The sequence below is a fragment of the Embleya sp. NPDC005575 genome (genome assembly GCF_040605455.1).
GTDB lineage: Bacteria > Actinomycetota > Actinomycetes > Streptomycetales > Streptomycetaceae > Embleya.
Genome location: NZ_JBEXCV010000062.1, coordinates 1 through 12,942 on the forward strand (window position 1 = coordinate 1; position 12,942 = coordinate 12,942).

The following is a 12,942-nucleotide window of genomic DNA, read 5'->3' on the forward strand; positions in this document are numbered from 1 at the left end:
GTCCGCCCCCCCCCCCACCCCCCGCGGGGGGGGCCGCCCCCCCCCCCCCCCCCCACCACCCTCGGGTTTTCACCCGTCTTTTTTCGGGGGGCTTTTCGTCGGGAATCCCTGCGGGCGGGCCCCTCGGGTCAGGACGCGAGACCGAGCGCGGCCATCCGCTGCTGGTGCGCCTCGGTGATCCGGTTGAACATGCGCCCGATCTCCGCCAGGTCGAACCCCGGGCCGGCGCCGCCACCGATCAGCATCGTGGACAACACGTCCCGCTCCGCGGCGACCCGCTGGGCCTGGCTGAGCGCTTCGCCCATCAGCCGCCGACCCCACAGCGCGAGCCGGCCCGCCACCTTGGGGTCGCGCTCGATCGCCGAGCGCACCGTGTCGACCACGAAGGCCGCGTGCCCGGTGTCGCGCTGCACCTCGACGATCAGATCCCGGCTGACCTCGTCCAGATGCGCGGCCACCTCGCGGTAGAAGTCGGCCGCGATGCCGTCGCCCACATACGCCTTGACCAGGCCCTCCAGCCAGTCGGAGGGCGCGGTGTGCACATGGAACTCGTCCAACGGCGCGATGAACGGGTCCATCGCCTCGGCCGGATCCGCACCCAGCGCGGCGATCCGGTCACGCAAAAGCGTGTAGTGGTGGAACTCGGCCACCGCCATCGCGGCCAGCGCGGCCTTGTCGTCCACCGTCGGCGCCATCTTGGCATCCTCGGCGAGCCGCTCGAAGGCGGTGATCTCGCCGTACGCGAGTACGCCGAGCAGTTCGATCACGGCGGCCCGCATCTCCCCGGTCGGCTGCGCACCCTCGCTCATGTCCACCCCTTCGTTCGTCCCGCCGCGGCCGTTCACAAGTGCCGCGGTGTTCACAAGTACGCAGCGTAGTGAGCGCACCGCGGCCACGGGGGCACCACGTCCGGGCGGAGTCGCCCATCTCCGGACAAGCAGTAATGAGCATCACCCCACCGGCCGCACGCCGCCGGGTACAGTGGTAGTGAACGCGGATGCCCGGTCGGAGGACGACTGGCTCCGACCGACCCGCTCGGGTGGCCGCCCGAAGGCGAGAGGTCCCGTGCAGCGCCCCGCAATTTCGTGGGCGCCATGGTCTCGACCCGCTTTCGGTACAGACGGCCCCCAACACACAGAAGAGGCTGGACCCCTGACAACTTTTCGCGAACTCGGAGTACTTTCGGAGACAGCCGAGGCACTCGAGGCACTCGGCATCATCGAGGCTTTTCCCGTCCAGGAGATGACCCTTCCGGTCGCCCTGTCCGGCAACGACGTGATCGGCCAGGCCAAGACCGGAACGGGCAAGACCCTCGGCTTCGGCATCCCGCTGCTGCAGCGGATCACCGTCGCGGCCGACATCGAGGCGGGCCGCGCGCCCGCCGGCGCGGTCGCCGGCCGGATGCCGCAGGCACTGGTCGTCGTCCCCACCCGTGAGTTGTGCGTGCAGGTCACCAACGACCTCCAGGCCGCGGGCAAGCTGCGCAACGTGCGCGTGCTGGCCGTGTACGGCGGCCGGGCCTACGAACCGCAGATCGACACCCTCAAGAAGGGCGTCGACGTCGTCGTCGGCACCCCGGGCCGGCTCCTCGACCTGGTCGGCCAGGGTCACGTGAACCTGTCCGAGGTCAAGATGCTCGTCCTGGACGAGGCCGACGAGATGCTCGACCTGGGCTTTTTGCCCGACGTCGAGAAGATCGTCGAGCGTCTGCCGGCGCGCCGCCAGACGATGCTGTTCTCGGCCACCATGCCGGGCCAGATCATCACCCTGGCCCGCCGCTACATGAGCCGCCCCACGCACATCCGCGCCTCCGAGCCGGACGACCTGGGCGCCACCGTCAAGTCGGTCCAGCAGCGCGTCTACCGCGCGCACGGCTTGGACAAGCCCGAGCTGATGGCCCGCGTGCTCCAGGCCAACGGGCGCGGCCTGGTGATGGTGTTCTGTCGGACCAAGCGCACCGCGGCCGACCTGGCCCAGGGTCTGGCGGAGCGCGGCTTCGCCTCCGCCGCCGTGCACGGCGACCTCGGCCAAGGCGCGCGCGAGCAGGCGCTGCGGGCGTTCCGCAACGGCAAGGTGGACGTGCTCGTGGCCACCGACGTCGCGGCCCGCGGGATCGACGTCGAGGGCGTCACCCACGTGGTGAACTACCAGTGCCCCGACGACGAGAAGACCTACCTGCACCGGATCGGTCGGACCGGCCGCGCGGGTGCCTCGGGCACCGCGGTGACGCTGGTGGACTGGGAGGACATCCCGCGCTGGAGCCTGATCAACAAGGCACTGGACCTGGGCTTCGCCGACCCGGTCGAAACCTACTCGACCTCGCCGCACCTGTTCACCGACCTGGACATCCCCACCACCGTGGGCAGCGTGCTGCCGCGCGCCGACCGCACCCGTGCGGGCCTGGGCGCGGAGGACGTCGAGGACCTGGGTGAGACCGGCAAGAACAGCCGGGGCAACTCGGGCCGCAAGGGCACAGGTGGGCGCAGCCGCAGCGGCCCCGCCGCATCCGGCCCGGCCGCTTCCGGTCCGGACTCGGCCGACGCCGAGGCGAGCGACCCCAGCCGCCGCCGGGCGCCGGGCTCGCGGCGCCGTCGTCGCGTGAACGGTGAGACCGGCGAGGCCGTGGTGGTCGCCCCGACCACGATGGCGACCTTCGTCGAGCCTTCGACCGTGCCCGCCCAGGCGGCTCCCGTCGACGGCCCGGCCGTCTCGGGGGACGCGGACGCGGACGCGGACGGCGAGCGCGCGCCGCGCCGTCGCCGCCGGCGTACCCGTCGCCGTCCCGAGGGTGCCGAGGCCGGCGCCGTCGCGACCGACGAGGGCTGACCATCGGGCCGACGGCCCCCGGTGTGGAGTGTGGACGATCACGTCCGCGCTTCGCGGCGGGGGCCGTTGTCGTACCTGCGGGTAAGTAGGCTCGAAGGCGTGAGTACGCCACGCTTTCTGACCTTGCCCGGGACTGTCCGCTCCCGCCGCCTGGCAACCGGGCGCGGACTATTCGCCGTCCTGGAGTCCACCCCGCCGAGCGCCGTGCCAAGCCTGGGTACCGCCGTGCTGGTGCCCGGGTTCACCGGCAGCAAGGAGGACTTCATCGCGCTCGGCGACCCGCTGGCGCGTCGCGGTTTCCATACCGTGTCCGTGGACCAGCGCGGCCAGCACGAGACCGCGGGCCCGGCGGATCCGGCGGCGTACAGCCGCGACGCGCTCGTGGCGGACGTGCTCGCGATCGCCGACGCGGTGGCCCCGGGCGAGTCGATCCACCTGGTGGGGCACTCCTTCGGCGGCCTGGTCGGCCGCTCGGTGGCGCTGCGTGCGCCGGACCGGCTGGCCTCGCTGACGTTGATGAGCACGGGACCGGCGGCAATCTGCCCGGACGAGGTCACCCGGCTGCTGATGCTCGAAGAGGTGCTCCCGGCGCTCAGCCGGCAGGAGGTGTGGGACGCGATGCGGGCCGTGGAACTGGAGGCCGGCCTGCTGCCGCCCACCGACCCGGCGATCGCCGCGTTCGTGCACGCCCGCTGGCTGGGCACCACGCCCGAGGGCCTGCTCGGCATGGCCGAACAACTGCGCACCGAGCCCGATCGGGTGGCCGAACTCGCCGCGCTCGTGGCCGCCGGCCTGCCCGCGCTCGTGGTCTCCGGCGCCGAGGACTATGCGTGGCCGCTGCCCTGGCAGGCCGCGATGGCCGACCGGCTGGGCGTACCGCATGTGGTGATCCCGGACACCCACCACTCACCGAACGTGGAATCGCCGGACGCCACGGCCGCGGTGCTGGCCGACTTCTGGGCGAGGGTGGCGGCGTACGCGGATCGGGCCTGAGCGGCGGCGGCTCGCGAGGGTGCGGGCCTGGCCCGAGGCCGGCGTCGGCCGGTCGGTCGGCGGGATCCCCGGGGCTCGCCACCGCGGCCTGTGGCCGCTCCCGGAGCGGCCGGATCGGGCGTAGCGTGACTAGGAGACACTTCTCTCACCGCGGGCGTCGCCCGTGTTTTCGGTGTGCCGGAACGTCCGGGGCCGCGCCCCCGGGCGCGGGGCTCGCGCACCCACGGCGGCTCCCGTCGGGCCGACCGATCGGAAGTTGCCATGACGCTCATCGACGTCGATTCCGCGCGACAGGAAGCCTTCGCGGGACGCATGATCAACATCATCGACGACGGCTGCCTGGCCTTTCTGGTCAGCGTGGGCCACCAGACCGGGCTGTTCGACACGATGGCCGGACTGCCACCGTCGACGAGCGAGGAGATCGCCCGCTCCTGCGGGTTGACCGAGCGTTACGTGCGCGAGTGGCTGGGCGGCATGGTCACCGGCGGAATCGTCGAATACTCCCCGGACTCCGCCACCTACCTGCTGCCGCGCGAACACGCGGCCTCGCTGACCCGCGCGGCCGGACCGGAGAACCTGGCCGGCATCACCCAGTACCTGGCGCTGATGGGCGAGGTCGAACAGCCGGTCGTGAACGCGTTCCGGCAGGGCGGCGGCGTGCCGTACTCGGCCTATCCGCGCTTCCAGGCGCTGCAGGCCGAGGAGTCCGGCCGGGTCTGGGACGCGGCGCTGGTGGACGGTGTGCTGCCGCTGGTGCCCGAGCTGACCGAGCGGCTGACCGCCGGGATCGACGTACTGGACGTCGGCACGGGCCAGGGACACGCGATGAACGTGCTGGCCCGGGCGTTCCCGCGCAGCCGGATCCGCGGCGTGGACATCTCGACCCAGGGGATCGCCGCCGCGCGCCGCGAGGCCGAAGAACTGGGCCTGGAGAACACGGAGTTCGCCGTGGTCGACGCGGCCGAGCCGCTCGGCTCGTACGACCTGATCACCGCATTCGACGTGATCCACGACCTGGCCCGGCCCGGTCGCACGCTGGCCGCCGTGTCCGACGCGCTGCGCCCGGACGGGGTGTTCCTGATGGGCGAGATCGCCGCCTCCAGCCGGCTGGAGGAAAACCTGGACCACCCGCTGGGGCCCGCCCTGTACACGTTCTCGGTGTTCTACTGCATGACCGTCTCGCTGAGCGAGGGCGGCGAGGGCCTGGGCACGGCCTGGGGCGAACAGGCCGCCCGCGCCGCGCTCACCGAGGCCGGCTTCACCGACATCCGGACCCACTCGTTGGAGGGCGACTTTTTGAACGTGTACTTCGTGGCCCGCAAGGATTGATCACGCGTCGCCCGCTCCGAACCCATCCGGTGGCCGGTCGGGCCGCTCCTACGCGAATTCGGGTCCATCCGTCCATGACCCACGTCACCGGGTGCCCACTACTGTCGCGGCCCGTCGGCTCCCTATCCTCGAACCCATCCGCCGACGCAGTCGTCGAGCCGTCGTCACCCGACCCATCCGGGCGGGTACCCGACCGGGGCTCGGCGATCGTCGGGCGCGAACGTCCTGTTCGATGTGCCACCAGGTGAGAGGGGACCGAAATGCAGTTCGGCCGCTACTACGAGGAGTTCGAGGTCGGTGCCATTTACAAGCACTGGCCCGGGAAGACCGTGACGGAGTACGACGACCACCTGTTCTGTCTGCTCACGATGAACCATCACCCGCTGCACATGGATGCCAACTACGCCGAGAACACCACCGATTTCGGCAAGAACGTGGTGGTGGGCAACTACATCTACTCGCTGCTGCTCGGCATGTCGGTGCCGGACGTCTCCGGCAAGGCGATCGCCAACCTGGAGATCGAGTCGTTGCGACACGTGGCACCCACGTTCCACGGCGACACCATCTACGGGCAGACCCTGGTGCTGGACAAGTGGGAGTCGAAGTCCAAGGACGACCGCGGCGTCGTGTACGTGGAGACCAAGGGCTACAAGCAGGACGGCACGCTCGTGTGCGTGTTCAAGCGCAAGGTCATGGTGCCCAAGCAGAGCTACGGCGACAAGCGTGGTGGCGAGCAGCCCGGACGCCCCGAGCTGATCGAGGGCTGATCGGGCGCTGACCGGGTTTCCATCCCCGGAATCGAGCGCGGGCGGGTCGCCCAGGGACGGCGCGGCCCGCCCGTTTCCATGCCCTACGGCAGTTCGTCCGCCGTCGGATACGACGACTGGGCACCCGCGCGCCGGACCGCCGCCGCGCCCACCCGAACCGCGTACCGGCTCGCCGCGACCGGGTCGTCGCCGACGGCCAGCCGCCACGCGAGCGCGCCGGTGAAGGCGTCGCCCGCACCCGTGGTGTCGACCGCGGCCACTTTCGGTGCGTCGACGTGCACCACCTCCGCGTCGCCATCGGCGACCAACGCACCGCCGCCGCCCAGCGTGAGCACGATCGAGCGCGGACGCGCGTCGAGCGAGCGCAACACCTTCAGCGCCTCACGCGCGTCACCGCCGCCCGCGCTCGCGCGCGCCTCGTGCTCGTTGAGCACCAACGGATCGCACGCCCCCAGCACCGACGCGGCGGTCAACACGTCCCTCGGCACGACCGGCGACAGGTTCAGCACCACCCGGGTATCCGCCGCCTCGCAGCGCCGAACCACCTCCCATACCGTGTCGAGCGGGATCTCCAATTGGAGCGAGACCACCGCGGCGGCCCCGATCGCCGGTGCCAGGTCGGCCACGTCCGCCGGCTCGAATCGCCCGTTCGCCCCGGGCGCCACCGTGATGGTGTTCTCGCCCGCGTCGTCCACCGTGATCAGCGCCACGCCCGAGGCACCGGGCACGGTCCGCATCGCGTCGGTGCGCACGCCCTCCCGACGCAGCGTCGCGAGCAACATCCGGCCGTGGTCGTCCTCGCCGATCCGCCCGGCGAGCGCGACGTCGGCGCCCAGTCGGGCGGCCGCGACCGCCTGATTGGCGCCCTTGCCACCCGGGTGCACGGCCAGGTCGCCGCCCAGGACCGTCTCGCCCGGCCGGGGATGCGCCGGCACCCGGACCACCAGGTCGGCGTTGATCGACCCGACCACGAGCAACCGGGCGTGCTCCCCACGCACTCCGGTCCCGCTCACGACACTCCCGGTACGTTCCACTCGCGCAGCGCGTCGAGCAGTCCGTCGACCAGGTCGAGCCGACTCAGCGCGCCGGTCGCCACCCACCGCACCGCGTCCGCGTCGTCGCCGGCACGCAGCACTCCGCCGTGCGGCGTGCAGGCGTAGTCCCGGATCTCGTACATGCCACCGTCGGGCGCGGGTCGCAGCACCGAACCGACGAGCGGTCCGACGGTCACCTGCAACCCCGTCTCCTCGACCATCTCGCGGGCGAGGGCGACCGCGTCGGTCTCACCCTCCTCGACCCGCCCGCCGGGCAGCGACCACTGTCCCTCGCCCGGCAATTTCGCGCGTTGCACCAGGAGCACCCGCCCCTCGGAATCGAGGACGATCGCGCCGACGCAAGGAATGAGCCGCATGCCTGCCGAGCCTAGTGCCCGGCGCCGACGTGCAGAGGGAGATCGGCTGCCGACCGCGCGGCGCCGGCAGCGAGGGGGCGCGCGGTCCTGGCGCGGCGCGCTCCCCGTACGCCGGTCGGCGGTGTGAACGCATCGAAGGAGTGATCGTCCTTGACGCAGAGCCTTGGGCAGTGGACCGTCTTGTCCTATGAAGGGCGAGCCGAGCTGCCCCCGCTGCGGCGGCCGGGTCCGCGCTCCGGGTCTGTTCTCACAGACGTGGGAGTGCGAGATCCATGGAGCCGTTCCTCCGCTGCAACCTGTCGTGCCGCCCAGCGTCGAGGCGCTGGACGCGGTGGTGCGCCGCTCGCGGGTCCCGGTCTGGTTGCCCTGGCCGCTGCCGGTCGGTTGGTTGTACGCCGGCGTCGCGCACGCGGGCGACGATCGGGACGGCTCGCGGGCCGTCGCGGTGGCGTGTACGGGGCCCGCGCCGCTGGGCGGACGCGGCGAACTGCTGCTGATCGCCGAGGAGGTGGGCGTCGGCCTCGGCGCCCGGTACGCCGGGTTGCCCGGGCACGACCCGGGCGGCGACTTCGTCAAGTCCACGCCGGCGAAGGTGGTGGCGGCCGGCCGACCGACCCCGTTGTGGTGTGTGATCGACGCGCCGCCCGACCGCGCGGTGTACGCGGGCGAGGCGATGGGCCTGTGGTTGTGGGCGATCCTGTGGCCGGGCAAGGCGGGTCACCTCGTCTACGACGACGTGGTGCTCACCGATCTGCGGGAAGCCGGGGCCGAGTTGCAGTTGTTGCCGTGCGGCGCGCTGTCCCCGCAACTGCTGGGATTCTGACCGGCCCGCAACCGGACCCGGCCGGCCCGCGGATCGCCCGGCGGGCACAACGGCCGGGCGGCCTGCGCGCAACGGCCGGACAGCTTGCGGACCGGCCGGACGGCCTGTGCGTGCACCGGACGACGGCCCCACGAAGGCGCTCGAGCAAGGTCGTTAGGGTCGGGAACGTCCATCGACCCTCCCGGCAGACGAGGTCAGCGTGCGCATCGACCTGCATACCCACAGCACCGCATCCGACGGCACCGATACGCCCGCCGAACTGGTCGTCAAGGCCCGCGCGGCCGGCCTCGACGTGGTCGCGCTCACCGATCACGACACCACCGCCGGCTGGACGGCCGCGGCCGAGGCGCTGCCGCACGGGCTGACCCTGGTCCGGGGTGCGGAGATCTCGTGCGTGGCCGAGGGCGGGATCAGTCTGCACATGCTGGGCTACCTGTTCGACCCGACCGAACCGGAGTTCGCCCAAGCCCGCGACCTGTTGCGCACCGACCGGGTCCGCCGCGCCGAGGCGATGGTCGAGCGCTGCCGCGAACTCGGCGCACCGATCACCTGGGCCCGGGTCCGGGAGATCGCGGGCGGCGGCGCGGTGGGCCGGCCGCACGTGGCCACCGCGCTGGTCGAGGCGGGTGTGGTCGCGGACGTGTCCGGCGCGTTCACCGCGCAGTGGCTGGCGAATGGCGGGCGGGCGTTCGTCGAGAAGTACGAGATCCAGGCGATCGACGCCGTCCGCCTGATCGGCGGCGCGGGTGGGGTCGCGGTGTTCGCCCACCCGGGTGCGGTCAAGCGTGGTCGGACCGTCTCGGACGCCACGATCGCCGAGTTGGCCGAAGCCGGCCTGGCCGGGATCGAGGTGGACCACATGGACCACGACGACGCGATGCGCGCGCACCTGCGCGCGCTGGCCGGCGACCTGCGGCTGATCACCACCGGTTCGAGTGACTACCACGGCACCCGTAAAACGATCGATCTCGGAGAGAACACCACAGACCCGGAGTCGTACGGGGCAATCGCGGAACTGGCAACAGGAGCAAGACCCATCACCCCGTGAACCGGTTCGACGTCACCATCTTCGGCCGGTCCTTCGTCACCCTCTTCGTGATCACGGACCCACCCGGAATCATCCCGCTGTACCCGAATTTCACCGGTGGCCGCCTGCCGGGCCGTGCGCAAGCGCATGGCCCGGCAGGCGGCCACCGTCGCGTTCCGGGTGATCTCCGTGTTCGGCCGGGACGATCGCGATACAGCTGTGCGCGGACGGGGTCCGAGGCTTCATCGAGGCGAAGCCATAAGGTGCGAAGCGGAGCATCCAGCGGTTGGGGAGAGGCGGAGGACATGAGCAAGTCGGTACGCGGCGTCGTCGCGCGCAGCAAGGGCGCACCGGTCTCGATCGAGACCATCGTGGTGCCGGACCCGGGGCCGGGCGAGGCGCGTGTGCGGGTCCAGGCGTGCGGCGTCTGCCACACGGACCTGCACTACCGCGAGGGCGGCATCGGTGACGAGTACCCGTACCTGCTCGGCCACGAGGCCGCCGGCGTAGTGGAGTCGGTCGGCGAGGGCGTCACCGAGGTGGCCGTCGGCGACTTCGTGATCCTGAACTGGCGTGCGGTGTGCGGCGATTGTCGTGCGTGTCGACGCGGCCGTCCGCAGTACTGCTTCGCGACGCACAACGCGAAGCAGAAGATGACCCTGGAGGACGGCACCGAACTGAGCCCCGCGCTCGGCATCGGCGCGTTCGCCGAACTGACCCTGGTCGCCGCCGGACAGTGCACCAAGGTCGACCCCGAGGCGGACCCCGCCGCGGCCGGCCTGCTCGGCTGCGGTGTGATGGCCGGCCTGGGCGCCGCAGTGAACACCGGCAACGTCGGGCGCGGCGACACGGTCGCGGTGATCGGCTGCGGCGGCGTCGGCGACGCGGCCATCGCCGGTGCCCGGCTCGCGGGCGCGGCGAAGATCATCGCCGTCGACCTGGACGACCGGAAGCTGGAGTGGGCGCGCCGGGCCGGCGCCACCCACACGGTGAACTCGAAGGCGGGCGACCCGGTCGAGGCGATCCGCGAACTGACCGGCGGCTTCGGCGCGGACGTGGTGATCGACGCGGTCGGCCGGCCGGAGACCTACAAGCAGGCGTTCTACGCCCGCGACCTGGCCGGGACCGTGGTGCTGGTGGGCGTGCCCACCCCGGAGATGACCATCGAGCTGCCGCTGCTCGACGTGTTCGGCCGCGGCGGCGCACTCAAGTCGTCCTGGTACGGCGACTGCCTGCCTTCGCGCGACTTCCCGACGTTGATCGACCTGTACCGCCAGGGGCGGTTCGACCTGGACGCGTTCGTCAGCGAGCGAATCACGCTGGAGGACGTCGAGGCCGCGTTCGAGAAGATGCACCACGGCGACGTGCTGCGCTCGGTGGTGATCCTGTGATGCGGATCGACCATGTGGTCACCTCGGGCGTCTTCTCGCTCGACGGCCAGGACTTCGACGTGGACAACAACGTGTGGATCGTCGGCGACGACCGCGAGGTGGTGATCGTGGACGCCGCGCACGACGCGGCCGCCATCGCGGCCGGGGTCGGCGACCGCACGGTGACCGGCATCGTGCTCACCCACGGCCACAACGACCACATCAACGCCGCCGCCGCGTTGGCCGAACTCACCGGGGCACCGATCCACCTGCACCCGCAGGACCGGATGTTGTGGGACGCGGTGTACCCGGATCGCGCGCCGGACGTCGCGTTGGCGGACGGCGAGGTGATCACCGTCGCGGGCACCGAGCTGCTGGTGGTGCACACGCCGGGCCACGCACCGGGCGCGGTGTGCCTGTACGCGCCGGAGGCCGCCGTGCTCTTCTCCGGCGACACGCTGTTCAAGGGCGGTCCCGGTGCCACCGGGCGCTCGTTCTCGTCCTTCCCGGTGATCCTTGACTCGATCAAGGAGCGTCTGCTGGCGCTGCCCGAGGGTACGCGCGTGCTCACCGGGCACGGCGACGAGACGACGATCGGCGCGGAGGCGAAGGACTACGACGCCTGGGTGGTCCGGGGGCACTGAGCCGTCCGGGCGAGGGCACCGAGCCGTCGGTGCCGGGGGTACCGAGCCGGCCGGCCCGTTGGGCACTGAGTCGTCCGGCCCAAGCGCCTGCGGACATGACGAGGGCGCCTCCCCCAAACGGGGAAGCGCCCTCGGTTCATTCGCAATCAGCCGGCGTCCGCCACCTTGACGGGGCGGATGTACAGGCGCTCGCCGAATGCTTCGGCGCGCTTCAGGGCAGCCTGCACGGTGTCGATGTCGACGGCGCAGTTGACCGGGTTGGCCCCGGTCTTTTCCTGGGCTCGGCTGAGGTTGGTGATTCGGTAACGCATACGCGTCTCCCTTCCCTCCGGTCCGAAGTCGCACGGGGCCGCATGGTCCACGACCCCGTCTACAAGGATTGGGCGCCGGGATCCATACGGATCAGCCTGACCCGGCATGGGTCACAACCGGCACCGACCTGAACAACAGCAGTCACACCGATAGCATTCCCGTGACTGAAATGTTCCTTTCCTGACTTTCCCCGACTTACACGTGACGCATGACGCGACATCGCACGCGAGGCAAGCGAGGACGTGACGGCGACCGGCATAGGACAATGCCGGTCTGAACACATCGACACACATCGACCCGGCGCCGAACGCGCAGCCGCCTTGGGAGGACGAGAGACTTTGCACGATCCGGGAGAGGACGACGTCCGGTCGGGCGCGACGGCCGTCTTCGGCGCCGTGGTGCACGAATCCGGCGGGGACCTCGGCGCCGAGCAGGGCGGACCGCTGGAGGACCACCCCGTCGCGGGCTTCGAAGACACACCCGGAGCACTGCCCGACCTGACCGAGCCGTTCACCCGACCGGCCGTATTGGTCCAGTCCGTCTCGCCGCCTCTGCACTTCGGCACCCACGCGCTGTTCGTCGACGTCGGCTACGTGTACGCGGCGATGGGCCTGCTGGTGGCCGGTTCGGCCGAGCGCCGGGCCTTCCGGGTGGACGCCGAGCAACTGATCACCGGCCTGATCGACGAGGCGCGCCGGGTCTTCCCGGAGGGTCGACTACTGCGGGTGTACTGGTACGACGGCGCACGCGAGCGGGTGCACACCGTGGAGCAGCGGCAGATCGCCGAACTGCCCGACGTCAAGGTCCGGCTCGGCAACCTCAACGCGCACAATCAGCAAAAGGGCGTCGACTCGCTGATCCGCAGCGACCTCGAATCACTGGCGCGCAACCACGCGATCGACGACGCCGTGGTGATCAGCGGCGACGAGGACCTGGTCTCCGCGGTCGAGGCGGCCCAGTCCTACGGCGTACGGGTGCACCTGTGGGGCGTGGAGCCGGCCTACGGCACCAACCAGGCCGACCCGCTGGTGTGGGAGGCCGACGTCACCCGAATGCTGCACCGCGAATTCTGCGAGACGTGCGTGACACCGGTGATGTTGCCGCCCTCGCACGCCGGCGCGCTCGCGGTTCAGCCGGGCGGCCCGCCGACCTCCGACCAGGCGTGGCACATCGGCCAGGAGATCGCCAAGCGCTGGTTGGTGGTGCGCGGCCGGGAGAACCTGGCCGACCTGATGCCGGGGCCGATGTTGCCGCAGGCGATCGATCGGGGCCTGCTCGTGGACGCGGAGAGCGTGCTGCAATATTCGCTCCGCCCGCACGAGGACCTGCGCCGCGCCCTGCGCAACGGCTTCTGGGACCGCCTCAACCAGGAATTCGGCCTCCCGGGCACGGAACTGACGGAGGGCTGAGCGGGCCTCCGGCGGGGTCGGCAGCCCAAAG

The 12,942-nt window shown here is 71.5% G+C and carries 13 protein-coding genes; 9 read left to right on the top strand and 4 right to left on the bottom strand.

Features of this window, described 5'->3' with window-relative positions; all coding sequences use genetic code 11:
* Positions 1-128: 128 nt before the first annotated feature.
* On the bottom strand, positions 129-809 hold the full coding sequence (locus tag ABZS54_RS21475; protein ID WP_355538201.1) for a ferritin-like fold-containing protein: 681 nt from the start codon (positions 807-809) through the stop codon (positions 129-131).
* Between the two features lie 433 nt (positions 810-1,242).
* On the opposite strand from ABZS54_RS21475, the gene ABZS54_RS21480 reads away from it, so the two are divergent.
* The 4 genes from ABZS54_RS21480 (at position 1,243) to ABZS54_RS21495 (ending at position 5,915) form a co-directional block, all read left to right on the top strand.
* Positions 1,243-2,826, top strand: a complete 1,584-nt coding sequence (locus ABZS54_RS21480; protein ID WP_355538204.1) for a DEAD/DEAH box helicase — start codon at positions 1,243-1,245, stop codon at positions 2,824-2,826.
* A 99-nt stretch (positions 2,827-2,925) separates the two neighbouring features.
* Positions 2,926-3,819, top strand: coding sequence for an alpha/beta hydrolase (locus ABZS54_RS21485; protein ID WP_355538207.1), 894 nt, complete (start codon positions 2,926-2,928; stop codon positions 3,817-3,819).
* A 261-nt stretch (positions 3,820-4,080) separates the two neighbouring features.
* Entirely contained in the window at positions 4,081-5,148 is a 1,068-nt protein-coding gene (locus ABZS54_RS21490; protein WP_355538210.1) for a class I SAM-dependent methyltransferase, read from the top strand.
* Between the two features lie 260 nt (positions 5,149-5,408).
* Positions 5,409-5,915, top strand: a complete 507-nt coding sequence (locus tag ABZS54_RS21495) for a MaoC family dehydratase (RefSeq protein ID WP_355538213.1) — start codon at positions 5,409-5,411, stop codon at positions 5,913-5,915.
* Between the two features lie 83 nt (positions 5,916-5,998).
* Here the strand turns inward: ABZS54_RS21495 and ABZS54_RS21500 are convergent, their stop codons facing one another.
* Positions 5,999-6,913, bottom strand: coding sequence for a ribokinase (locus ABZS54_RS21500; RefSeq protein WP_355538325.1), 915 nt, complete (start codon positions 6,911-6,913; stop codon positions 5,999-6,001).
* A gap of 11 nt (positions 6,914-6,924) precedes the next feature.
* Positions 6,925-7,326 (bottom strand): NUDIX domain-containing protein, encoded by a 402-nt coding sequence (locus ABZS54_RS21505; protein WP_355538216.1) that lies wholly within the window; start codon positions 7,324-7,326, stop codon positions 6,925-6,927.
* A 187-nt stretch (positions 7,327-7,513) separates the two neighbouring features.
* On the opposite strand from ABZS54_RS21505, the gene ABZS54_RS21510 reads away from it, so the two are divergent.
* The 4 genes from ABZS54_RS21510 (at position 7,514) to ABZS54_RS21525 (ending at position 11,190) form a co-directional block, all read left to right on the top strand.
* Positions 7,514-8,149, top strand: coding sequence for a DUF6758 family protein (locus ABZS54_RS21510; RefSeq protein WP_355538219.1), 636 nt, complete (start codon positions 7,514-7,516; stop codon positions 8,147-8,149).
* Between the two features lie 199 nt (positions 8,150-8,348).
* Positions 8,349-9,197 (top strand): PHP domain-containing protein, encoded by an 849-nt coding sequence (locus tag ABZS54_RS21515; RefSeq protein ID WP_355538222.1) that lies wholly within the window; start codon positions 8,349-8,351, stop codon positions 9,195-9,197.
* A 284-nt stretch (positions 9,198-9,481) separates the two neighbouring features.
* Positions 9,482-10,567, top strand: a complete 1,086-nt coding sequence (locus ABZS54_RS21520; protein WP_355538225.1) for an S-(hydroxymethyl)mycothiol dehydrogenase — start codon at positions 9,482-9,484, stop codon at positions 10,565-10,567.
* The gene (locus tag ABZS54_RS21525; RefSeq protein WP_355538228.1) at positions 10,567-11,190 is read left to right on the top strand and encodes an MBL fold metallo-hydrolase; all 624 of its coding nucleotides are present in this window, start codon (positions 10,567-10,569) and stop codon (positions 11,188-11,190) included. The genes ABZS54_RS21520 and ABZS54_RS21525 overlap by 1 nt, the downstream gene beginning before the upstream one ends.
* 146 nt (positions 11,191-11,336) lie before the next feature.
* Here ABZS54_RS21525 and ABZS54_RS21530 read toward each other — a convergent pair whose 3' ends face one another.
* Positions 11,337-11,501 carry a hypothetical protein gene (locus ABZS54_RS21530; protein WP_355538231.1) on the bottom strand — a complete coding sequence of 55 codons (165 nt, stop codon included), beginning with the start codon at positions 11,499-11,501 and terminating at the stop codon, positions 11,337-11,339.
* Between the two features lie 528 nt (positions 11,502-12,029).
* Between ABZS54_RS21530 and ABZS54_RS21535 the strand changes: the two genes are divergently transcribed.
* Complete coding sequence (locus ABZS54_RS21535) at positions 12,030-12,911, top strand: NYN domain-containing protein (RefSeq protein WP_355538328.1); 882 nt, start codon at positions 12,030-12,032, stop codon at positions 12,909-12,911.
* Positions 12,912-12,942 lie beyond the last annotated feature (31 nt).